The organism is Bordetella sp. BOR01 (genome assembly GCF_019218885.1).
GTDB lineage: Bacteria > Pseudomonadota > Gammaproteobacteria > Burkholderiales > Burkholderiaceae_B > Bordetella_A.
Genome location: NZ_JAHUWT010000004.1, coordinates 521,194 through 541,354 on the forward strand (window position 1 = coordinate 521,194; position 20,161 = coordinate 541,354).

Sequence of the window (20,161 nt, forward strand, 5' to 3'; positions counted from 1 at the left end):
GTTCCGTCAGCCGGCCGTGCCAGGCCGGCTTATTTGATGATGTCGGCGCCGAACCATTGCTGCGCGATGCGGGCGGCGCTGCCGTCCTTTTTCATGGCGTCCAGGGTCTGGTCGAGCCGTGCCAGCAGTTCGGTGTCGTCTTTGCGCACGCCCACGCCGTAGTCTTCGGTACCGAAGTTCTCGTCCAGCACACGGTACTGCCCTTCCCGCTTGCTGGCCAAGTAGCGGCCCACGACCTCGTCGACCACCACGGCATCCAGGCGGCCGGCCGACAAGTCCATCAGCGCGGTGACATTGTCGCCGAACAGTTTCAGGCCTTTCAGGCTGGCGGCTACCTGCGTGTCTTTCTTGATGGCGTCCACGGCGCTGCTGCCGTCCTGGGCCCCTACCACCCGGCCGGCCAGGTCGGCCTTGGCCTGCACGGGCGAGGCCTGGGCCACCAGGATGATCTGGTGGTTGGCCATGTACGGTGCCGTAAAGGCGATGTTCTTCTTGCGCTCTTCGGTGATGGTCAGGCCGTTCCAGAGCGCATCGACGCGCTTGCCGTTCAGTTCGGCTTCTTTGGCGCTCCAGTCTATGGGCTTGAACTCGACTTCGATGCCCATCCGGCGGGCGGCCTCGCGCGCCATGTCGATATCGAAGCCGACCAATTGGTTGCTTTCATCCCGAAAGCCCATGGGCGGGAAGTTGTCGTCCAGGCCTACGACGATTTTCTGGGCGGCGGGGGCGCCGGCCTGGGGCGCCGGATCGTCGCCTTGGCCGCAAGCGGCCAGCAGCGACGTGGCGCAGGCCAGAAAGACAGCGGTCAGTTTTTTCATATGAAATCGTGCGCAACGCGCGCAAAGGAAGAAACATCGGACGGCCACGAAAAAGGCCGAACTGGCGATTATATCCAGTCCGGCCTGGGTTTCGAAGCTGCACGGCAGCCGGCGTTGCCGGCACGGGCATGTGTCAGGCCCTAGCGGTAGACCAGTACGGGAATCTTGGACTTGGCCAGCACTTTCTGGGTTTGGCTGCCCAGCACCATGGCCGCCATGCCGCTGCGCCCGTGCGAGCACATGGCGATCAGGTCGCAACCCGCCTGGGCGGCGTATTCGACGATGGCCGCATAGGGCTGGCCTTCATCGTGCACGTGGCTGTCGCAGGGTATGCCGGCTTGCTGGGCGCGGGCTGCGGCGGCGTCCAGCCAGCCCTGGGCCCGCTCGCGCGCCTGGCGCTGGAACTGCTGTTGCACGCTGGCCAGCCGCACCCCTTCGGAGGACGGGATATGGAATGGTTCGAGCACGGTCATGATGGTGACGCGGGCCTGCAGTGCGCGGGCCAGCGCCAGGCCTTGCGTAAGACCGATTTGCGACAGATCGGAACCATCGATGGGAATCAGGATGTGTTGGTACATGGCGATGCTCTGGGTAAATGGCGGGCGGACGCCCTGCCTGTTGGCCAGGGTAGTGCCGCCAAACCCGGCCGTAATTGATACCCGTCAAGCGCTCGCCATGGCCGGCCGTGCCCCTGTGGGGCACGGCCGCGTGCCGCATCGGTTCAGGCGTCCACGGCTGCCAGGATCTTGCCGAACAAGGTGTCGGCGTGCGCCGAGTCCAGCCAGCGCACAATGACCACCATGCGTCGTTCGGGCTCGATCCAGGTGAACGAACTGCCCGCGCCCACGCCGAAGAAGCTGGAAGCCGGCACGCTGGGGAATACGCGCCGGCCTTCATTGAGCCAGATCAGGAAGCCATAGTACGGCGCCAGCGCACTGGGGGTGCGCATGGCGCGCAGCCATTCAGTCGAAATGACCTGGTGGCCGTTGGCGCGGCCGCCGTCGAGCAGCATGCGGCCGATCAGGGCCTGGTCGGCGCTGCTGATCGACATGCCGCCGCCCCAGTGCGAACCGCCCGGCACCGAAGGCATGAGCTCGCCGTCGATCTCGACCCAGGCGTTGTCGTAGCTGACCCAATGCCAGTCGTCGCTGGCGCCGATGGGGCGCATGATGGCCTCGCGGAATATTTCGGGCAAGGGCTTGCGGAACAAGTGCAGCAGCGCGTACGACAACTGGTTGATGCGTACGTCGTTGTATTCCCAGTAGGTGCCGGGTTCCTGTAGCGGCCGGGGGTCGCCTTTCTTGCCGGCCGGCGGCGTGCCGAAAGTGACGGCGCGATAGCGGTCGACCTGGTCGGGCACGCCGAAGCGCTCGCCTTCCCATTCGCTGGTCTGTTGCAGCAGGTGCCGCCAGGTGATCTTCGCGTTGCGGCCGGTATCGAAGCCGATGCCCGGCACGCGCGCGCGCACCGGTTCATCGACATCGGGCAGCAGGCCGCGATCGTGCGCCACCCCCGCCACCAGCGCCAGGTACAGCTTGGCCACGCTGAATGTCAGGTCGGCGCGCTGGGGCTCGCCCCACGACGCGACGGTCTGGCCATCGACCACCACCAGCCCGGTTATCGGCCCGCGCCCGTGCACCGGGCCCAGCAGGCGGTTCCAGGGAGGCGGATCTTGCTGGTGCACTCCCCATACGCCGTCGACTTCGCGGTCCCAGGCGGTTTCGTGTTCTTGGGCGAACTGGATCGCCTGCTGCATCAATGTCTCTTGCATGTGATATCCCTTCATGAATGCGGGCGGCTTCGGGGTAACTTCAGGGCAGCTTCAGGCCGCCTGCGCGGCGCCGGCGGCGAGCCGTCCCAGGTAATCGACGGCGGCCTGCAGGCCGCCGCGGCGGTGCGGCACGCCGGCCGCGGCCAGGCCCATTTCGACACCGGCCAGGGTACCGCACAGCGACAGGTCGTTGAAATCGCCCAGGTGGCCGATGCGGAATACTTTGCCGGACAGGCGCCCCAACCCCTGGCCCAGCGACATGTCATAGCGTTCGAGGATCACCTTGCGCAAGGCGTCGGCGCTGTGCCCGGCGGGCATCAGCACTGCCGTCAAGGCGTCGCTGCGGGCGGCCGCGTCCTGGCAGACGATTTCCAGGCCCCAGGCCTGCACCGCGGCCCGCGTGGCGCCAGCCAGCCGCTGATGGCGGGCGAAGACCTGCTCCAGGCCCTCGGCGCGCAACATGTCCAGTGCTTCATGCAGCCCGTACAGCAAGGTGGTGGCCGGTGTGTAGGGAAAATAGCCCGTGGCATTGATGGGCAGCATGGCGCCCCAGTCCCAGTACGAGCGCGGCAGGCGCGCCCTCTGCGCGGCAGCCAGCGCGCGCTCGCTCAGTGCGTTGAACGACAGGCCGGGCGGCAGCATCAGACCTTTCTGCGAACCGGCCACGCCCACGTCCACGCCCCATTCGTCATGGCGGTAGTCCAGGGCGCCCAGCGACGAAATGGCATCCACCATCAGCAGCGCCGGATGGCCGCTGCGATCGATGGCCTGGCGCACCTGTGCGATATCGGTGAGCGCGCCGGTGGAAGTCTCGTTGTGCACCACGCACACTGCCTTGATACGGTGCCCGGTGTCGGCGGCCAGGCGTTCCTGGATCCGGGACGGGTCGGCGCCGTGGCGCCAGTCGCCCTCGATGATCTCGACATCCAGTCCCAGGCGGCTGGCCAGGCGGTGCCACAGCGCGGCGAAATGCCCGGTCTCGGCCATCAGCACCGCATCGCCGGGCGACAGGGTATTGACCAGCGCGGCTTCCCAGGCGCCTGTGCCTGACGACGGGTAGATCACCACCGGCGAACGGGTCTGGAACACCCATTGCATGCCTTGCAGCACCGCCTGCCCCAGGTCGCCGAACTGCGGGCCGCGGTGGTCGATGGTGGCATGGTGCATGGCGCGCAGCACGCGATCCGGCACATTGGTCGGCCCGGGTATTTGCAGGAAATGGCGGCCGGACGGATGCCCGTGCAAGGAAATCATGAGTGAGCCTCTAGTCGGCGAAATTGGTATACAACTAGAAAACAGGTGCAAACATCATACGCAAGCCCTGGCGCACGAGCAATCCATATCCGTAACGGCCCTATCATGATTAACCCCTAGCCCTTTGTTTTATATTGAAAATTCAGGGTATTCCCCCATGATGGCAGGCCTGCCGACTGCTTTATATTGGGACAAAGACCAAATCGTTTTGGTATACCAAATGCGCAGCAATCCTGCATTGAAGCCTGATGATACCGGCCCCGGCGCCGCACCCGCCGCCCGCCCTGTCCGGGCCGCGGGCGACCGCCGCACGCTGCCGGCCGCGGTGGCCGAGCAATTGCGCGAGCGCATCATCCAGGGTGAATTTCCTCCGGGCACACGCTTGAACGAACGCGCGCTGGGCGACCTGCTGGGCGTGTCGCGCACGCCGCTGCGCGAAGCGTTCCGGCTGCTGGCTGCCGAGGGCTTGGTACGCATCGAGCCCAACCGTGGCGCCCAGGTGGTGGCCTTGTCTGTGGCGGATATCCGCGAAGCCTTCGAAGTAATCGGTGGGCTGGAAGCGCTGTCGTGCCGCTACGCCTGTGAGCGCGCCACCGAACATGAAATCGCCGAGATCCGCGCCCTGACCTACGAGATGATGGCCAGCCATGCGCGCCGCGACCTGCCGACGTACTACGGCGCCAATCGCGAGATCCATGCCCGCATCAGCCAGGCCGCCCACAACGGCTTGCTGACGCGGCTGTACGAAACCCAGAATGTGCGCATCCAGAACCTGCGCTTCGTGTCGAACGAGAACCGCGACAAATGGGACCAGGCCATGCGCGAGCACATCGAGATGGCCGATGCGCTGGCCGCGCGCGATGCCGAACGCCTGGCTGGCATCATGCGCACGCATCTGCAGCGCAAGTGCGATGCCGCATTGAAAACCATGGCGCATGCCAAGGCGCCGCCGCAGCACCCCGACCCGGACCCCGGCCAGTGCATGGCTTCTTTCAGTGCAGACAGCCCCTAGCGGCCCCGGCGAGTCCAGGCACGGTTCACGCAACACCGCAGTATTCCGCTCAACCGATACGGTCTACAGGAGCCAATCATGGCTGAACGTCGCGTTAGTTTCGTTGCACCGCTGTCTTTCCGCTTTCCCGCCGCCGCGCTGCTGCTGGCCGGTGCCGCCCTGGCCGTGCAGCCCGCCGTTGCCGGCAAGCAGGACGACACCCTGCGCATGGCCTACGACCAGGCTCCCGAAAGCGTCGACCCCTACTACAACAATGTGCGCATCGGGGTGATCATTGCCGCCAATGTCTGGGACACGCTGCTGTATCGGGACCCGCTGACCAACGAGTACAAGGGCCAGCTTGCCAAGAGCTGGAAGCAGGTCGACGACAAGACGCTGGAATTCGAACTGCGCGAAGGCGTCAAGTTCCACAATGGCGAAGAGTTCGACGCCGACTCGGTGGTGTACACCTTGAACTTCGTGGCCGATCCGAAGAACAAGGCCACCACGCAGCAGAATGTGCGCTGGATCGACAAGGTCGAGAAACTGGGCAAGTACAAGGTGCGGTTGACCACCAAAGAGCCTTTCCCCGGGGCCAAGGAATATCTGTCTACCACGGTGGCCATCCACCCGGCCAAGTACTACGCCGAAGTCGGCCCGCAAGGCATGAACGCCAAGCCGGTGGGCACCGGCCCGTACAAGGTAGTGGAATACGTGCCCGGCAAGTCGATCACGCTGGAGGCCAACAAAGACTATTTCAAGGATTCGCCCAAGGCCCAGCCCACGATAGGCAAGGTGGTGATCCGCTTCATTCCCGATCGACAGACCCAGATGGCCGAAGTGATCTCGGGCGGCGAGGATTTCATCATGCACGTGCCGAAGGACCAGGCCGAGCAGTTGAAGACGCTGCCCCAGCTTCAGGTCAAGAGCGGCAACACGATGCGCATCGTGTTCATGCAGATGAACATCCTGGACAACACGCCGGCCCCGCAACTGAAAGACGAACGGGTGCGCAAGGCGATTCTGCACGCCATCGACCGCGAAGCCATCATCAAGAACATCGTGGGCGAAGGCGCCGAGATCCTCAATACCATCTGCACGCCCTCGCAAGTGGGCTGCACCGACGAGGGCGCGCCCGTCTACAAGTACGACCCCGAACTGTCGAAGAAGCTGCTTGCCGAGGCGGGCTACCCCGACGGCTTCGATATCGACATCGTGGCCTATCGCGAGCGCAACCAGACCGAGGCCATCATCAACTACCTGCAGGCCGTGGGCATTCGCGCCAAGCTGAATTACCTGCAGTACGCCGCCATGCGCGACATGATCCGGGCCGGCAAGGCATCGCTTACCCACCAGACCTGGGGCTCGAACCTGGTCAACGACGTGTCGGCCTCGACGCCCGTGTATTTCGCCTTCGGCAACGACGACATCACCCACGACGAGAAGGTGCGCGAGCTGCTGGACAAGGGTGACCGCACCATCGACAGCGATGCGCGCAATGCTGCCTACAAGCAGGCCCTGACCATGATCGCCGAACACGCCTATGCGGCGCCGCTGTGGTCGCTGCCGGTGTATTACGTGGCCAGCAAGGACGTGGAATTCAAGGCGTATCCCGACGAGCTGGTGCGCTTCTGGGAAATGAGCTGGAAATAAACCGGCCGGTGCGGCAGCAACATGGGGGAAAACAATGCTTGCATTCATGATCCGGCGGCTGGGATTGGCGGTACTGGTGGCGCTGACCGTGTCCGTGCTGGCTTTCCTGCTGCTGCACCTGTCGGGCGATCCGGCCGTGGCGCTGGCCGGCGAAGGCGCGCGCCAGGCCGATATCGACATGATCCGCAAGACCTACGGGCTGGACCGCCCGGTGGTCGTGCAGTACGCCGACTGGCTGTGGAACATCCTGAACGGCCATTTCGGCACATCGGTGTACTTCAAGACCGACGCGGGGCCGCTGATCTTCGCCAAGCTCAAGACCACCTTGCTGCTGGGCGTGGCGGCGTTGAGCGTGGCGCTGCTGATCTCGATTCCCCTGGGCGTGCTGGCCGCCCTGTACAAGGGCAGCCTGGCCGACCGCCTGTGCCTGGCCGTGGCGGTATTGGGCCAGGCGCTGCCCAATTTTTTCTTCGCGCTGCTGCTGATCATGCTGTTCTCCATTACGTGGCGGATATTGCCGGTATCGGGCAGCGGCACCTGGCAGCACTTCGTGATGCCGGCGATCGCCCTGGGCTATTACGTGGCGCCGGCGTTCATGCGCCTGATCCGCGCCGGCATGATCGAAGTGCTGGGTGCCGACTACATCCGCACTGCCCGCGCCAAGGGCCTGCCGGCCGGCAAGGTGATCTTCAAGCACGCGCTGCGCAACGCCATCGTGCCGGTGGTGGCCCTGGCGGCGGTGCAGCTGGGCTACCTGCTGGGCGGCTCGGTAGTGATCGAAACCATTTTCGCGCTCGACGGGCTGGGTTACCTGGCCTACCAGAGCATCACCTTCAAGGACTATCCCGTCATGCAGTTGATCGTGCTGCTGCTTTCGGTGCTGTACGTGCTGCTGACGCTGGCGGCCGACGTGGCTAACGCGTGGCTCGATCCGCGCATCCGGGTATCCTGAGCCATGGCCGCGCCCCTGCCCCCGGTATTGGCCAATGTGCCCAGCCCCCCCGCCGTCGTGGCCACCGAGGCGCCTGCGCGCCTGACCTGGCGCCGGCTGCGCCACAACAAGGCGCTGCTGGTGGGCGGCACCATCTTGCTGCTGATCGTGCTGGTGGCGTTGTTGGCGCCCTGGCTGTCGCCGCATGATCCGTACTTCCAGGACTTGACGCACCGCACCGCCCCGCCGGTCTGGTTCGAGAAAGGCACATGGCTGCATCCGCTGGGCACCGACCAGCTGGGGCGCGACTACATGTCCCGCCTGTTCTATGGGGCGCGGATCTCGCTGCTGATCGGCGTCAGCGTGGCACTGATATCGGGCCTGATAGGCACGGCGCTGGGCATGGCGGCCGGATACTTCGGCGGGCGTATCGACATGGCGGTGTCTTTCCTGGTCACTACCCGCCTGTCGATGCCGGTGATCCTGGTGGCGCTGGCCACCGTGGCCATCGTCGGCGGCTCGCTGTGGGTGGTGATCCTGGTGCTGGGGCTGCTGAAATGGGACCGCTTCGCCGTCGTGATGCGCAGCGCCACCCAGCAGGTGCGCTCGCTCGAATATGTCTCGGCGGCGCAGGCGGCCGGTGCCTCGACCTGGCGCATCGTGCGCGGCGAAGTGCTGCCCAACGTGGTGCCGCACCTGATCGTCATCGCCACGCTCGAGGCGGCCAGCGCCATCCTGCTGGAAGCGGCCCTGTCGTTCCTGGGCCTGGGTGTGCAGCCGCCGCTGCCCTCGTGGGGGCTGATGATCTCGGAAGCCAAGGCCTACATGTTCTTTTCGTTCTGGCTGATTGCCATACCCGGCAGCGCGCTGGCGCTGCTGATCTTCGCCATCAACCTGGCCGGCGACGGCCTGCACCAGTGGCTGACACCCGAGGACAAGGCTTAGGGCCTGTTCACACTAAAGAGAGCCGCGCATGAGCGCTTCCGATATCGTGCTGGACGTACAGGATCTGCGGGTCGACATCGACACGCCGCGCGGTCCCCTGCATGCCGTGCGCGGCGTGTCGTTCCAGGTGCGGCGCGGCGAGACCCTGTGCCTGGTGGGCGAGTCCGGCTGCGGCAAGTCGATGACCTCGCTGGCCATCATGGGCTTGCTGCCTCGCGCGGCGCGGCGCAGCACGACGCGCCTTGCAGTGCTGGGCGAAGACCTGTCGCGGGCCGGCCGGCGCCGTGTCAATGCGCTGCGCGGCAACAAGATGGCCATGATTTTCCAGGAGCCCATGACGGCGTTGAATCCGGCCTATACCATCGGCGAACAACTGGCCGAGCACTATCGCCACCATCGGGGCGCCGGGGCCGCCCAGGCGCGCGAGCGCGCGGTGGAACTGCTGGAGAAAGTCGGCATCGCCTCGGCCGGGCAACGACTGGGCCAGTACCCGCACCAACTATCGGGCGGCCTGCGCCAACGGGTGATGATCGCCATGGCGCTGATGTGCGGCCCCGAGCTGCTGATCGCCGACGAACCCAGCACCGCGCTGGATGTCACCATCCAGGCGCAGATCCTGCGCTTGCTGGCCGACCTGCAGGCCGAACTGGGCATCGCCATGGTGTTGATCACCCACGACCTGGGTGTGGTGGCGCGCATCGCCCGCCAGGTAGCGGTCATGTACGCCGGGCAGATCGTCGAGCAGGGGCCGGTGGCCGAGCTGTTCGCTGCGCCGCGCCACCCGTATACCGAGGGCCTGCTGGCCTGTATTCCGGTACCGGGCCGCACACCGCCGGGCACGCCGCTGGGCACGATTCCGGGCGTGGTGCCCGCGCTGGTGGGCGACCTGCATGGCTGCGCCTTCCACGACCGCTGCCGCCATGCGCAGCCGGTTTGCCGGCAGGAAGTGCCGGTGCACCAGGCGCCGCCCGGCCGGCAATGGCGCTGTATCCGCACGGAGGCCGCCTGATGGATACGCTGATCCAGGCGCGGGATGTCAGCCGCAGCTTCACCGTCAAGACCGGCATGTTCCAGCCGCGCCGCACGCTGCACGCGGTCAACGGCGTAGACCTGGCGGTGCAGCGCGGCGGGGTCCTGGGCGTAGTGGGCGAGTCGGGCTGCGGCAAATCCACGCTGGCGCGCCTGCTGCTGGGGCTGATTCCCACCACGGGCGGCACGGTCAGCATCGAAGGCCAGGACATCCGCGGCATGTCGCGGCGCAGCCTGGCACGCCGCGTGCAGCCGGTATTCCAGGACCCGTATTCATCGCTGAACCCGCGCCGTACCATTGCCTCGATCGTGTCGTTGCCGCTGGAAGTGCATGGCATCGCCAACCCGCGCCAGCACAAGGCCATCGAAATGCTCGAGCGAGTCGGCCTGCCGGCCCGCCTGGCGGGCAACACGCCTGGCCAGTTGTCGGGCGGGCAGCGCCAGCGCGTGGCCATTGCGCGGGCGCTGGTAATGAACCCCGAGATCGTCATCTGCGACGAGCCCACATCGGCGCTGGATGTCTCGGTGCAGGCGCAGATCATGAACCTGCTGATGGCGCTGCGCCAGGAGTTCAACCTGACCTATGTCTTCATCAGCCACAACCTGGCCGTGGTCGAGCACATCGCTACCGATGTGGCGGTGATGTACCTGGGCCGGGTGGTCGAATCCGCCCCGGCGGCCGAACTGTTCCGCCAGCCGCGCCACCCGTACACCCAGGCCCTGCTGGCCTCGGTCCTGACGCCCGAGCCCGGACTGGGCATACCTGATACGGGGCTGGGCTTGTCGTTTCCCGATCCCATCAATCCGCCGGCCGGTTGCCCGTTCCACCCCCGCTGCAAGCACGCCATGCCGCAGTGCCGCCTGTCGCGCCCCGACCTGCTGCACCAGGAACAGGCGCTGGTCGCCTGCCATCTCTATCCGCCGCCCACCCAAGGAATCCTTCAGCCATGAGCCGCGCCCTTGCCATCGCCAACGCCGAACAATGTTTCGATTCCGGTGCTTTCCGCACCCTGCTTGCCCGGCGCCTGGCCGTGCCCACCGAAAGCCAGAATCCCGCCCGCGCCGCGGACTTGGCGGCCTACCTGGAATCGGAAATGCGGCCGGCATTCGAGGCCATGGGCTTCGAATGCAGCACGCTGACGCATGAAAGAGCCTTGGCGCCCTTCTTGTACGCCGAGCGCATCGAAGACCCTGCCCTGCCCACGGTGTTCGGCTATGGCCACGGCGACGTGATCCGCGGCCTGGAACCGGAATGGCATCCCGGCCTGTCGCCCTGGAAACTGGTCGAACAAGATGGCCGGTGGTACGGACGCGGCATCGCCGACAACAAGGGGCAGCACAGCGTCAACATGGAAGCCCTGCGCCTGGTGCTGCAAACACGCGGCAAGCTGGGTTTCAACGTGAAGTACCTGATCGAAATGGGCGAAGAAACCGGGTCCATGGGCTTGCGCGAACTGTGCGCCCAGCACAAAGACCGCTTCGCGGCCGACCTGCTGATCGCCTCGGACGGCCCGCGCCTGAGCCCGCAACGCCCCACCGTGTTCCTGGGCGCGCGCGGCAGCCTGAATTTCGACCTGAGCATCGAGGCCCGGGCCGGCGGCCATCACTCGGGCAACTGGGGCGGCCTGATCTCGAACCCCGGCATCCAGCTGGCTCATGCCATCTCGACGCTGGTATCGCCCAGCGGACAGATCCGCGTGCCCGAATGGGTGCCCGCCGAACTGCCGTCCGCAGTGCGCCGCGCGCTGGCCGATTGCCAGGTGGATGGCGGTGCCGATGGGCCGGTCATCGAACCGGAATGGGGCGAGCCCGGGTTGTCGCCCGCCGAACGGGTGTTCGGCTGGTGTTCGTTCGAAGTGCTGGCCTACAAGACCGGCAACCCCGAGACCCCCGTCAATGCCATCCCCCCGCGTGCCTGGGCGCGCTGCCAGTTGCGCTTCGTGGTGGGCGTGAACCCCGACGGATTGTTGCCGGCGCTGCGGCGCCACCTGGACCGCCAGGGCTTCCCGATGGTGAAGGTACAGACCACGCGCGAAACCATGTTCCGGGCTACGCGCATCGATCCCGACGATGCCTGGGTACGCTGGGCCGTGGCGTCACTGGAGCAGACCAGTGGCAAGAAGGCGGCGATCCTGCCCAATCTGGGCGGCTCGCTGCCCAATGATATTTTCACCGAGGTGCTGGGGCTGCGCACGATCTGGGTGCCGCACTCGTACCCCGGCTGCTCGCAGCATGCACCCAACGAACACCTGCCGCCGGAATTGCTGCGCGAAGCGCTGGGCCTGATGACGGGCCTGTATTGGGACCTGGGCGCCGGTGATACGCCGCCGCCCGAAAGGCACTGACCTGGCCGGCCACGGCCGGGATCTTACAGGTAAGCCTGGTATACCTGCGTCATGCCCCAGCGCCGCACCAGCAAGACTTCGTACGGGTGCTTGCGGCCTTCGTATTCCGGGCCATCCATGCCGGGCGAACCCAGCGGCATGCCCGGCACCGCCAGGCCGACAGCCATGGGCCGCTCGCGCAGCAGGCGCCGGATTTCGCGGGCCGGCACGTGGCCTTCCAGGGCGTAGCCGTCGATCAGTGCCGTGTGGCATGAACCGTACTCCATCGGTATGCCCAGGCGCTCGCGCACGGCGGAAGTGTCCGGCACTTCTTGCACCTCGACCTGGAAGCCGTTGTCGTGCAAGTGCGCGACCCAGTCCTGGCAGCAGCCGCAGGTGGGTGACTTCCAGACCCGGACCCGCGTATCGGGGGTGTTTGCCCAGGTCAAGGCGGGCGCCAGCGCCAGGCCGGCCAGCAGCCGGCGGCGTGTCAAGACAGGAAAGCGGGAATTCGTAGGCATGGCATGGTCCGTGGAAGGTCGGGCGGAAAGATCGCGGTAGTCCGGCCGCCAAAGCAACGGCCGGCCACCGCCCCAGGGTTACACCAGCCCTGGGGTGCGCGGGGGGATTAGTCCGGCATGCGCTAGGCCGGCCGCGGCTCGGCATCCGGGTCATCCACCACCCGGTCGAGTTCGTTGCCCAGCACGTCTTCGCTGGCCGTGCCCTGTTCTTTGGACAGCCTGCGTCGCGTATGGCCGGCGGCGTCCGCATTGCCGTGTCCGGCAGGCCGGTCGGTCTGCATGAACAGGTTGGCGGACGGCGCGTAGCCGTTCTTGTCCTGCCCGAAGTAGACCACGGTATGCGGGTACGGCAGCTCGATGCCGGCGGCATTGAAGTGCTTCTTGACCAGGCGGTTATAGCCGCGCTGCACCGCCCACTGCATGCCCGGCGTGGTCTTGATCAGCACGCGGATGGTCACGCCCTTCTCGCTCAGCGCCGTGACCCCCGGGATGCTGACTTCTTCCAGCACTTCGGACGCCAGCAGCTCGTCCTGCATCAGCTCGTCGAACGCAAGGCGCAGATGCTGGATCGCGTCGTCTACGCTTTCGCGATGGGCAATGGTGTATTCGCCCAGGTGATACGAGAAGTCGCGCATGTGGTTGGAAACCACGTCCACCGACGAGAACGGGATCAAATGGTAGCCGCCATCCAGCGTGCGTATGCCCACCGACCGGATGGTGATTTTCTCGACGGTGCCGAAGATACCGGCCACCTGCACCACGTCGTTCTGGTTCATGCCGTTTTCCAGCTGGATGAAGACACCGGTAATGATGTCCTGCACCAGCTTCTGCGAGCCGAAGCCGATGGCCAGGCCCACTACCCCGGCGCCGGCGATCAGCGGCGCGATATCCACGCCGATCTGGGACAGCACCACCAGCACCGTCAGCGTCACGATGACGATGAGCGCGGCATTGCGGAACAGCGAAAGCAGGGTCCGCTCACGCGCTGTCGGCATGCCGCTGCCTTCGCTCAGGCTGAGGCGGTGCTCGATGATGCTGGCGATCACGGTCCAGGCCACTGTGGCGATAAGCAGGATGATGGCCACATTGACCACCATGCGTACGGCGGCGGCTCCGGCATCGGACACGATCCAGGTCGACAAATCGAACACTCGCCAGGCGTCCAGCACGAACAAGGCGACCACGATGCGGATCAGGATGCCCAGGCCGCGCAGTGCCGCGGGCACGTAGGCATTGACCCGGGCCTCCAGCATCGGCAATTTGCGGCGCACATCTTCGGGCAGCGTGATGCGGCGCGTCAGCACGGTGGCCAGCAACACGATCAGCAGCGCGCCTATCCCCAGTGCCAGCAGCGACTGGGCGGTGGCCTGCACCATGAAAGGCAGTGCCCTTTCAGTGTCCACCTGGCTGACCACCAGCAATACGGTGAAATAGCCGATGGCCAGTACATGCCAGCTGCGCGCCAGCAGCCGGAACCAGGTGCCGAAGTACGTGGCCGAGGCGCGGGTCGCGCGCTGCTCTAGCCGTTCGCGCAGGACCTGGCGGTTGCGCCAGATGGTGCGTAGCGCGTAGCTATACGCCGCCACCATGATGACCAGTCCCAGCAATTCGCCTATGGAGGGCGACAGCAGCGACTTGGCCAGCGGTTCGGCCAGCAGCAGGCCATAGCCGATGACGGCAGCTATGCGCCCCAGGCGGTCGTTCCAGTAGCGCGCCACGTCGTCGGCCATGGTGAACAGACGCAGCATGGGGTAACGGGTGGCGAAAATACCGCGGATCAGGGCCTTGGTGATCTCGACTGCCACGAAGGCATTGATGAACATCGATTGGGCGGCGCTGATGGTGCCGCGGGATTCGGATCCGTACAAAGCCACCAGGTAACCCGCCGCGCCGGCCAGCAACACGATGACCAGGTCGATGAACAGGGCCCCCAACATCGCGACAGCACGCCGGCCCATGGCAGACATGGCGCCCCCTTTGTGCGCACCCGTACGTGCGGGTGCCGGCAGCGGCGCCGGCGCCCGCGCCACCCAACGGTCGATGCGGGCGTAGATGCGCGCCGCAATGGCCCGCAGCAGCAGGAATGCCACCACGGTGGCGGCCGCCGCGACGGCCAGCCCCAGCAGTGCGTCGACCAACGCCTGGCGCTGCGGGGCTGGCATGCCCTGGCCCGTGGCCAGCGCGGTCAGCTCTTCGACCGCCTGGCCGGCATGCGCGGCCATGCCAGCCAGGAACAACTGGGCCCCCTGCGCGATGCGGGAAGGCAGCGATCGGTTGGCGTCGGCCGACTGGCTTGCCGGCGCGGCGCCCTCTGCGGACGCAGGCGCCTGGTCGCGCAGGCGCTCGATGAGTTGTTGCCGGGTGGCCGGATCATCGAGCAGGTCCGCCAGACGGGATGGGGTCAGTTCCGAAGCGGCTTCGGTCGAAGCCGCGGGCTCGGCTGCCGCGGCTGCCCGCGCCGCGTTGCCCAGGCACAGGACCAGGGCCACCAGCAACAGCATCGCGCAAGCTGCCCGCATCCACGGCACGGCCAACCGCGCACGCGGCAATGCCGAGTCAAGATACATGCCCAGGGATCTGGTGTAACGTGCTTGCCGAGCCACGTGGCGGCCTCCTTCGAGAGACAGGCGGCCACTAGTGCGCGGGCCGCGGCAACGCGGTGCCCAAAGAACAGGCGCCGCCGCCATGATAAAGGCCCATGCCGCGGTGCGCCAAACCGCCGCGATGTTACCGGGCCGCGGTGGGCCCGACATCGGGCCGCGGATCGTCGACGAAGCCGTCCCGATTCGGCATGCGCACCTGGCGCAGCGACTGGGCGTCGAGCGTGGCATTGTCGGGCAGCAAGCCGTTCAGGTGCAGGATATAGGCAGTGGCGGCATACACCTCGTCGCTGCTGAGCGACTGCGGCGCTTGCAGCGGCATGGCGCGGCGGATGTAGTCATACAACGTCGTGGCATAAGGCCAATAGCTGCCCACCGTGCGGATGGGCTTGGGGCTGGCCAGCGTGCCGGCGCCGCCGGCCAGCCGATCGCCCTGCCCGCCTTCGCCCTGCGCGCCATGACAGGCCGCGCACTGGGCCGCGTACAGGGCGCGCCCCGCTGCCACCGTGCCCTGCCCGGCCGGCAGGTTGCGCCCGCCGGGCGCCACGTCTATGTTCCAGGGTTCCAGGCGCGTCTCGCTCAGCGGCGTTCCTATGCCGTAGCGCCCGGCAGCAGGCGCCTGCTGCGCCATGGACGCCGCCGCCAGGGCGAATGGCAGCAGCATGGCTGCGAACAAACGGCGGCCAGGCCGTGCCGGCCGGCCTTCAGGATGCCTTGATGCGTGCATTGCTGACCTCGCCGTCGGCCGCCACGCGCCAGGGCGTGATGGCATTGTTGTGATAGGTGCCGTTTACGCCGCGTACCGCCACCAGCGCTTCCAGCGTGGGCTGCACATAGCCCGTCTCGTCGATGGCGCGGCTCTGGATCACCGCGGGCTGGCCTTGCCACTGCCAGGGGAAGCGGAACCGGGTAATGGCACGGGTCAGCACCGGGGCCTGCAACTCGGCCTCGTGCCAAGTGGCGCCGTCATCCACCGAGACTTCGACGCGCGCGATCTTGCCGTGGCCGCTCCAGGCGATACCGCGGATCTCGTGGAAACCGCGATGGGCCAGGCGCTGTCCGCCCGACGGCGCGGTAATGATGGACTTGGCTTCCATGTAGTAGGTAAAACGCCGCGCGCTGCCATCGGGCATCGGATCGGTGTACTTGGACGTTTCCTCGCGCGACTGCACCGGCGCATCGGTGACATGCAGGCGCCGCAGCCATTTGATGCTCATGTTGCCCTCGAAGCCGGGCAACAGCAGGCGCAGCGGATATCCTTGCTCGGGCCGCAGGCGTTCGCCGTTCTGGCTGTACACCAGCAAGGCGTCGTCCAGGCATTTTTCGAGCGGGATGCTGCGCGTCATGGCTGCCGCATCCGCGCCTTCGGCCACCACCCATTTGGCTTGCGGCTGCACGCCGGCTTCGGCCAGCACGGTACGCAGCGGCACGCCCGTCCATTCGGCACAGCTCACCAGGCCGTTGGCCTCGGCGGCGGTCTTGCCGTAGACGTTGTAGCCGGGGTTGCCCGAGCATTCCAGAAAGTAGATGTGCGACTCGGACGGAAAGCGGCGCAGGTCGTCTACCGTGAACAGCAGGGGCGATGCCACCAGGCCGTGCACCGCCAACCGGTGCCGGGCCGGGTCGATGGCCGGTACGCCGCCGTGGTGGCGTTCATAGAACAGGCCGTTGGGCGTGATGATGCCATCCAGTTCCTGCAGCGGCGATCGGGTCGATGACGAGATGTACTGCTTGTCGTTCGGCCGCAGATGCCGTATTACGTGCTTCTCGAAAGCGGATGGATGGCCATAAGGCTGCGCGCCTGTGGCCGCGCCGGGCGCGCGGGTCCATTCGGGAATGGCCAGCGGCGCGTCGGCTGCCTCGGCAGCCGGTGCGGCCCGCACAGTTGCCGCCGCGGCCAGCAAGCCGCCTGCCGCGACGCCGCGGCGCAGGAATTCGCGGCGGTCGCGAGCCGTGGCCGCCGGCTCGTCGCCTGGCGGCGAGGATGAATCGACGCGTGCGTGCATGCGATATCTCCAGGGGTGGAAGGCGCCGTTGACGCTACGCCATGGGCAGAAGGCCCGTCAAGCTGCAATGCGGCATGAAGAAAGCCCGCGACGCCACGCGACGCGGGCCTCCGATGACCGCCCCAGCCTGCTGGAACCGGCCTACAGCTTGGCCACCGAGACTTCGGTTGCCTTCACGAAGGCCAGCACTTCCGAGCCCACCTGCAGGTCCAGCTCTTTTACCGAACGCGTGGTGATCACCGAGGTCACCGTGCCGGCAGGCGTCTCGACATCGACTTCGGACAGCACCGGCCCCAGGATGATTTCCTTGATACGGCCGCGAAACTGGTTGCGGGCATTGATGGATTGAATGGTCATGATGGCTTCCTTGTTTGACAAAACTGCGGGCTGGGGTCCGCCGACATGACGGATCCTAGACGGCCAGCCGCAAATGGCCGATGGGAATGACGGGCGCCAATGGCTTGTCTGCCGCGGGCCGCGCGTGGCCGCGCTCGAGCACGGCATCCAGCACGCGCCCCTCGAGCGCGGCAAAGGCTGCGCTGCCCCGATTGCGCGGCCGCGCCAGCGATACATGCTGGTCCAGCACGATGCTGCCTTCTTCTATGACCACGACCCGATCGGCCAGCGCAACCGCTTCGTTCACATCGTGGGTGACCAGCACCGCGGTGAATCCGTCGCGCTGCCACAGGTCCTCGATCAGTTGCTGCATTTCCATGCGCGTCAGCGCATCCAGGGCACCCAGCGGCTCGTCCAGCAACAGCAGCCCGGGCCGGTGCAGCAGCGCACGCGCCAATGCCACGCGCTGCTTCTGGCCGCCCGACAACGCCGCGGGCCATTCGCCAGCGCGCTCGCCCAGGCCCACCTGCCGCAGCACGGCGGCCGCGTGGCCGCGCGCGCGCGGCGGCATGCCGATGGCGACGTTGTCCAGCACCCGTTTCCAGGGCAGCAGCCGGGCATCCTGGAACATGATGCGTACCCGGTCGTCCGCGCCGCTCTGCGCCACGCCATCGAAGCGCACCGCGGCGCCAACGGACTGCTGCGCGGCTTGAGCCGACGGCGTTTCCAGGCCAGCCAACAGCCGCAGCAACGTGCTCTTGCCGCAACCGCTGCGCCCCACCACGGCGACGAACTCGCCGGGGGCAATGTCCAGGTCCAGCCCTTTCAGGACATGGCGCGCGCCGTAATGCTTGTGCAAGCCATGCAAGGCCACGCGCACGGCGGGTTGTGCCGGCGCCTCGGCAGGCGGTGGGTCAGCTTCGTCGGCGCGCGGCGGCCGCAGGTACTGCAGGAATTCGTACTCGTTGAAATTCATGTGCATGGTCGGCTCCGGCACGATATCTGCATCAGGCCGGCCGATAGGCCGGATTCCAGCGCAACAGGCGCCCTTCCAGGCCGCGCGCGCACAAGTCGGCCAGCTTGCCCAGCAGCGCGTACAGCAAGATGCCGAGCAGCACCACGTCGGTCTGCAGGAATTCCCGCGCGTTCATGGTCATGTAGCCTATGCCCGACTGCGCCGAGATCGTCTCGGTGACGATCAGGATGACCCAGACCAGCCCCAGCGCGAAGCGCAGCCCGACCAGGATGGACGGCAAGGCGCCCGGCAGGATCACGTCGCGATACAGGCGCCAGCCCGACAAGCCGTACGACCGGCCCATTTCGATCAGCGCGGGATCGACCGAGCGGATGCCATGGAAGGTGTTGAGATACATGGGAAAGAACACCCCCAGCGCCAGCAGCGACAGCTTGGCCGCTTCTTCGATGCCGAACCACAGGATCACCAGCGGGATGAGCGCCAACACCGGAATGTTGCGCACCATCTGCAGCGTGGTGTCCAGCAGGGTTTCCGCCAGGCGCGATGCACCGTTGAGCAAGCCCAGCACCAGTCCCAGCCCGCCGCCCAGCAGCAGGCCCCACAGCGCCCGCAGCGCGCTGATGCGCAGGTGTTCCCACAGTTCGCCCGATACGGCCAGGTCCCAGCCTGCCCGGGCCACGGCCCATGGTGCCGGCAGAATGCGTGACGACAGCCACCCCAGTTGCGCCGAGATCTGCCAGGCGGCCACCACCAGTACCGGCACCAGCCAGGGCAGCGCACGGCGGCGCCACGCGCCGATGGCAATCGGCCCGCTCATCAGTGCGCCGCCCGCACGGGGGCCAGTTCGGTGCCCATCACTTCTCCGAACGGGCCCGTGAGCGCACCCTGCCTGACCTGAGCGGCCTGTTTACCGGGCAACAGCGGGAACACCAGCTCGGCGAAACGGAACGATTCTTCCAGGTGCGGATAGCCGGACAGAATGAACGTATCGATGCCCAGGTCGGCATATTCCTGTATGCGCCGGGCAACGATCTCGGGACTGCCGACCAGCGCCGTTCCCGCGCCGCCCCGCACCAGGCCCACGCCTGCCCATAGATTGGGCGCGATCTCAAGGTGCCCTCGCCCGCCTTGTGCGTCGCGCAGGCGTCCGCCATGCAGCGCGGCCATGCGCCGCTGCCCTTCCGAATCCATGCGGCCGAAGGCGGCCTGGGCCGCCGCCACCGTGTCATCGTCCAGGTGGCTGATCAGCGCGTCGGCGGCATCCCAGGCCGCCTGTTCCGTTTCCCGCACGATCACGTGCAGCCGGATGCCGAACTTCAGCGTGCGGCCGTGCCGTGCCGCGCGGGCCCGCATGTCGGCCACCTTGGCCGCCACCGCGGCGGGCGGCTCGCCCCAGGTCAGGTAGACATCCAGTTGCTCGGCTGCCAACTCGTGCGCGGCTTCGGATGACCCCCCGAAGTACAGCGGTGGATACGGCCGCTGCACCGGCGGAAAGATGACCTTGCCATTGCGCGATACCTGCCTGGTGCCTTCAAAACTGTAGGCGCCTGCTTCGTGGCTGGACCGCAGGATGCCGCGCCAGATTTTCAGGAAATCGGCGGTGATGGCATAGCGTTCATCATGATCGACAAACAGCCCGTCGCCCTCGAGCTCGGCGGGATCGCCGCCCGTGACCACGTTGACCAGCAGCCGCCCATCGGACAGGCGGTCGAAGGTGGCGGCCATGCGTGCGGCGAACTGGGGCGAACTGATCCCTGGGCGCACGGCCACCAGGAACTTCAGCCGCCGGGTCGCGCCGATCAGGCTCGACGCCACCACCCATGCATCTTCGCAAGAACGCCCCGTGGGCAGCAGCACGCCGTCGTAGCCCAGCGTATCGGCCGCCACGGCAATCTGGCGGAAATAATCGTACGTGGCGGCGCGTGCCCCCTGGGACGTGCCCAGGTAACGCGAATCGCCATGAGTGGGAATGAACCAGAATACCTGCATATTCAGCCTTCCATATC

General features: G+C 66.7%; 19 protein-coding genes. 7 read left to right on the forward strand and 12 right to left on the reverse strand.

Features of this window, described 5'->3' with window-relative positions; genetic code table 11:
• Positions 1–29: 29 nt before the first annotated feature.
• The 4 genes from KW845_RS24170 to KW845_RS24185 form a co-directional block, all read right to left on the reverse strand.
• On the reverse strand, positions 30–818 hold the full coding sequence (locus KW845_RS24170; RefSeq protein WP_218371898.1) for an amino acid ABC transporter substrate-binding protein: 789 nt from the start codon (positions 816–818) through the stop codon (positions 30–32).
• 140 nt (positions 819–958) lie between these two features.
• Positions 959–1,396 (reverse strand): universal stress protein, encoded by a 438-nt coding sequence (locus KW845_RS24175; RefSeq protein ID WP_218371899.1) that lies wholly within the window; start codon positions 1,394–1,396, stop codon positions 959–961.
• A 143-nt stretch (positions 1,397–1,539) separates the two neighbouring features.
• Positions 1,540–2,589 carry a serine hydrolase gene (locus tag KW845_RS24180; RefSeq protein WP_218371900.1) on the reverse strand — a complete coding sequence of 350 codons (1,050 nt, stop codon included), beginning with the start codon at positions 2,587–2,589 and terminating at the stop codon, positions 1,540–1,542.
• Between the two features lie 51 nt (positions 2,590–2,640).
• On the reverse strand, positions 2,641–3,843 hold the full coding sequence (locus KW845_RS24185) for an alanine--glyoxylate aminotransferase family protein (RefSeq protein ID WP_218371901.1): 1,203 nt from the start codon (positions 3,841–3,843) through the stop codon (positions 2,641–2,643).
• Between the two features lie 220 nt (positions 3,844–4,063).
• Between KW845_RS24185 and KW845_RS24190 the strand changes: the two genes are divergently transcribed.
• From KW845_RS24190 to KW845_RS24220, 7 genes are all read left to right on the forward strand, one after another.
• Entirely contained in the window at positions 4,064–4,855 is a 792-nt protein-coding gene (locus tag KW845_RS24190; protein ID WP_218371902.1) for a GntR family transcriptional regulator, read from the forward strand.
• Positions 4,856–4,933: 78 nt separating this feature from the next.
• Positions 4,934–6,487, forward strand: coding sequence for an ABC transporter substrate-binding protein (locus KW845_RS24195; RefSeq protein ID WP_218371903.1), 1,554 nt, complete (start codon positions 4,934–4,936; stop codon positions 6,485–6,487).
• A gap of 34 nt (positions 6,488–6,521) precedes the next feature.
• Positions 6,522–7,439 carry an ABC transporter permease gene (locus tag KW845_RS24200; RefSeq protein ID WP_218371904.1) on the forward strand — a complete coding sequence of 306 codons (918 nt, stop codon included), beginning with the start codon at positions 6,522–6,524 and terminating at the stop codon, positions 7,437–7,439.
• A gap of 3 nt (positions 7,440–7,442) precedes the next feature.
• The gene (locus KW845_RS24205; RefSeq protein WP_218371905.1) at positions 7,443–8,363 is read left to right on the forward strand and encodes an ABC transporter permease; all 921 of its coding nucleotides are present in this window, start codon (positions 7,443–7,445) and stop codon (positions 8,361–8,363) included.
• Between the two features lie 28 nt (positions 8,364–8,391).
• Complete coding sequence (locus KW845_RS24210; RefSeq protein WP_218371906.1) at positions 8,392–9,372, forward strand: ABC transporter ATP-binding protein; 981 nt, start codon at positions 8,392–8,394, stop codon at positions 9,370–9,372.
• Entirely contained in the window at positions 9,372–10,343 is a 972-nt protein-coding gene (locus KW845_RS24215) for an ABC transporter ATP-binding protein (protein ID WP_218371907.1), read from the forward strand. The genes KW845_RS24210 and KW845_RS24215 overlap by 1 nt, the downstream gene beginning before the upstream one ends.
• Positions 10,340–11,737, forward strand: a complete 1,398-nt coding sequence (locus KW845_RS24220; protein ID WP_218371908.1) for a M20 family metallopeptidase — start codon at positions 10,340–10,342, stop codon at positions 11,735–11,737. The genes KW845_RS24215 and KW845_RS24220 overlap by 4 nt, the downstream gene beginning before the upstream one ends.
• 23 nt (positions 11,738–11,760) lie before the next feature.
• Here KW845_RS24220 and KW845_RS24225 read toward each other — a convergent pair whose 3' ends face one another.
• From KW845_RS24225 to ssuD, 8 genes are all read right to left on the reverse strand, one after another.
• Positions 11,761–12,237: a DUF411 domain-containing protein gene (locus KW845_RS24225; RefSeq protein ID WP_218371909.1), complete on the reverse strand. Its 477-nt coding sequence runs from the start codon at positions 12,235–12,237 to the stop codon at positions 11,761–11,763.
• 122 nt (positions 12,238–12,359) lie between these two features.
• A complete protein-coding gene (locus KW845_RS24230; protein WP_218371910.1) occupies positions 12,360–14,804 on the reverse strand; it encodes a mechanosensitive ion channel domain-containing protein in 2,445 nt (814 codons plus the stop codon).
• A 160-nt stretch (positions 14,805–14,964) separates the two neighbouring features.
• Positions 14,965–15,501, reverse strand: coding sequence for a c-type cytochrome (locus KW845_RS24235; RefSeq protein ID WP_218371911.1), 537 nt, complete (start codon positions 15,499–15,501; stop codon positions 14,965–14,967).
• A gap of 40 nt (positions 15,502–15,541) precedes the next feature.
• A complete protein-coding gene (gene soxC, locus KW845_RS24240; protein ID WP_218371912.1) occupies positions 15,542–16,843 on the reverse strand; it encodes a sulfite dehydrogenase in 1,302 nt (433 codons plus the stop codon).
• Between the two features lie 141 nt (positions 16,844–16,984).
• Positions 16,985–17,200 carry a molybdopterin-binding protein gene (locus KW845_RS24245; protein WP_218371913.1) on the reverse strand — a complete coding sequence of 72 codons (216 nt, stop codon included), beginning with the start codon at positions 17,198–17,200 and terminating at the stop codon, positions 16,985–16,987.
• Between the two features lie 55 nt (positions 17,201–17,255).
• Positions 17,256–18,161 carry an ATP-binding cassette domain-containing protein gene (locus KW845_RS24250; protein WP_218371914.1) on the reverse strand — a complete coding sequence of 302 codons (906 nt, stop codon included), beginning with the start codon at positions 18,159–18,161 and terminating at the stop codon, positions 17,256–17,258.
• A gap of 25 nt (positions 18,162–18,186) precedes the next feature.
• On the reverse strand, positions 18,187–18,972 hold the full coding sequence (ssuC, locus tag KW845_RS24255; RefSeq protein ID WP_218371915.1) for an aliphatic sulfonate ABC transporter permease SsuC: 786 nt from the start codon (positions 18,970–18,972) through the stop codon (positions 18,187–18,189).
• Entirely contained in the window at positions 18,972–20,144 is a 1,173-nt protein-coding gene (gene ssuD, locus KW845_RS24260; RefSeq protein ID WP_218371916.1) for an FMNH2-dependent alkanesulfonate monooxygenase, read from the reverse strand. The genes ssuC and ssuD overlap by 1 nt, the downstream gene beginning before the upstream one ends.
• Positions 20,145–20,161: the final 17 nt, after the last annotated feature.

Bases quoted from the DNA above. Each gene is read 5' to 3' on its own strand.
- ssuC (WP_218371915.1), bottom strand. From the start codon at position 18,972: ATGAGCGGGCCGATTGCCATCGGCGCGTGGCGCCGCCGTGCGCTGCCC.
- KW845_RS24215 (WP_218371907.1), top strand. From the start codon at position 9,372: ATGGATACGCTGATCCAGGCGCGGGATGTCAGCCGCAGCTTCACCGTC.
- KW845_RS24180 (WP_218371900.1), bottom strand. From the start codon at position 2,589: ATGCAAGAGACATTGATGCAGCAGGCGATCCAGTTCGCCCAAGAACAC.
- KW845_RS24205 (WP_218371905.1), top strand. From the start codon at position 7,443: ATGGCCGCGCCCCTGCCCCCGGTATTGGCCAATGTGCCCAGCCCCCCC.
- KW845_RS24190 (WP_218371902.1), top strand. From the start codon at position 4,064: ATGCGCAGCAATCCTGCATTGAAGCCTGATGATACCGGCCCCGGCGCC.
- KW845_RS24225 (WP_218371909.1), bottom strand. From the start codon at position 12,237: ATGCCTACGAATTCCCGCTTTCCTGTCTTGACACGCCGCCGGCTGCTG.
- KW845_RS24210 (WP_218371906.1), top strand. From the start codon at position 8,392: ATGAGCGCTTCCGATATCGTGCTGGACGTACAGGATCTGCGGGTCGAC.
- KW845_RS24185 (WP_218371901.1), bottom strand. From the start codon at position 3,843: ATGATTTCCTTGCACGGGCATCCGTCCGGCCGCCATTTCCTGCAAATA.
- KW845_RS24220 (WP_218371908.1), top strand. From the start codon at position 10,340: ATGAGCCGCGCCCTTGCCATCGCCAACGCCGAACAATGTTTCGATTCC.
- KW845_RS24175 (WP_218371899.1), bottom strand. From the start codon at position 1,396: ATGTACCAACACATCCTGATTCCCATCGATGGTTCCGATCTGTCGCAA.
- KW845_RS24170 (WP_218371898.1), bottom strand. From the start codon at position 818: ATGAAAAAACTGACCGCTGTCTTTCTGGCCTGCGCCACGTCGCTGCTG.
- ssuD (WP_218371916.1), bottom strand. From the start codon at position 20,144: ATGCAGGTATTCTGGTTCATTCCCACTCATGGCGATTCGCGTTACCTG.
- KW845_RS24250 (WP_218371914.1), bottom strand. From the start codon at position 18,161: ATGCACATGAATTTCAACGAGTACGAATTCCTGCAGTACCTGCGGCCG.
- KW845_RS24230 (WP_218371910.1), bottom strand. From the start codon at position 14,804: ATGTATCTTGACTCGGCATTGCCGCGTGCGCGGTTGGCCGTGCCGTGG.
- KW845_RS24200 (WP_218371904.1), top strand. From the start codon at position 6,522: ATGCTTGCATTCATGATCCGGCGGCTGGGATTGGCGGTACTGGTGGCG.
- soxC (WP_218371912.1), bottom strand. From the start codon at position 16,843: ATGCACGCACGCGTCGATTCATCCTCGCCGCCAGGCGACGAGCCGGCG.
- KW845_RS24195 (WP_218371903.1), top strand. From the start codon at position 4,934: ATGGCTGAACGTCGCGTTAGTTTCGTTGCACCGCTGTCTTTCCGCTTT.
- KW845_RS24245 (WP_218371913.1), bottom strand. From the start codon at position 17,200: ATGACCATTCAATCCATCAATGCCCGCAACCAGTTTCGCGGCCGTATC.
- KW845_RS24235 (WP_218371911.1), bottom strand. From the start codon at position 15,501: ATGCTGCTGCCATTCGCCCTGGCGGCGGCGTCCATGGCGCAGCAGGCG.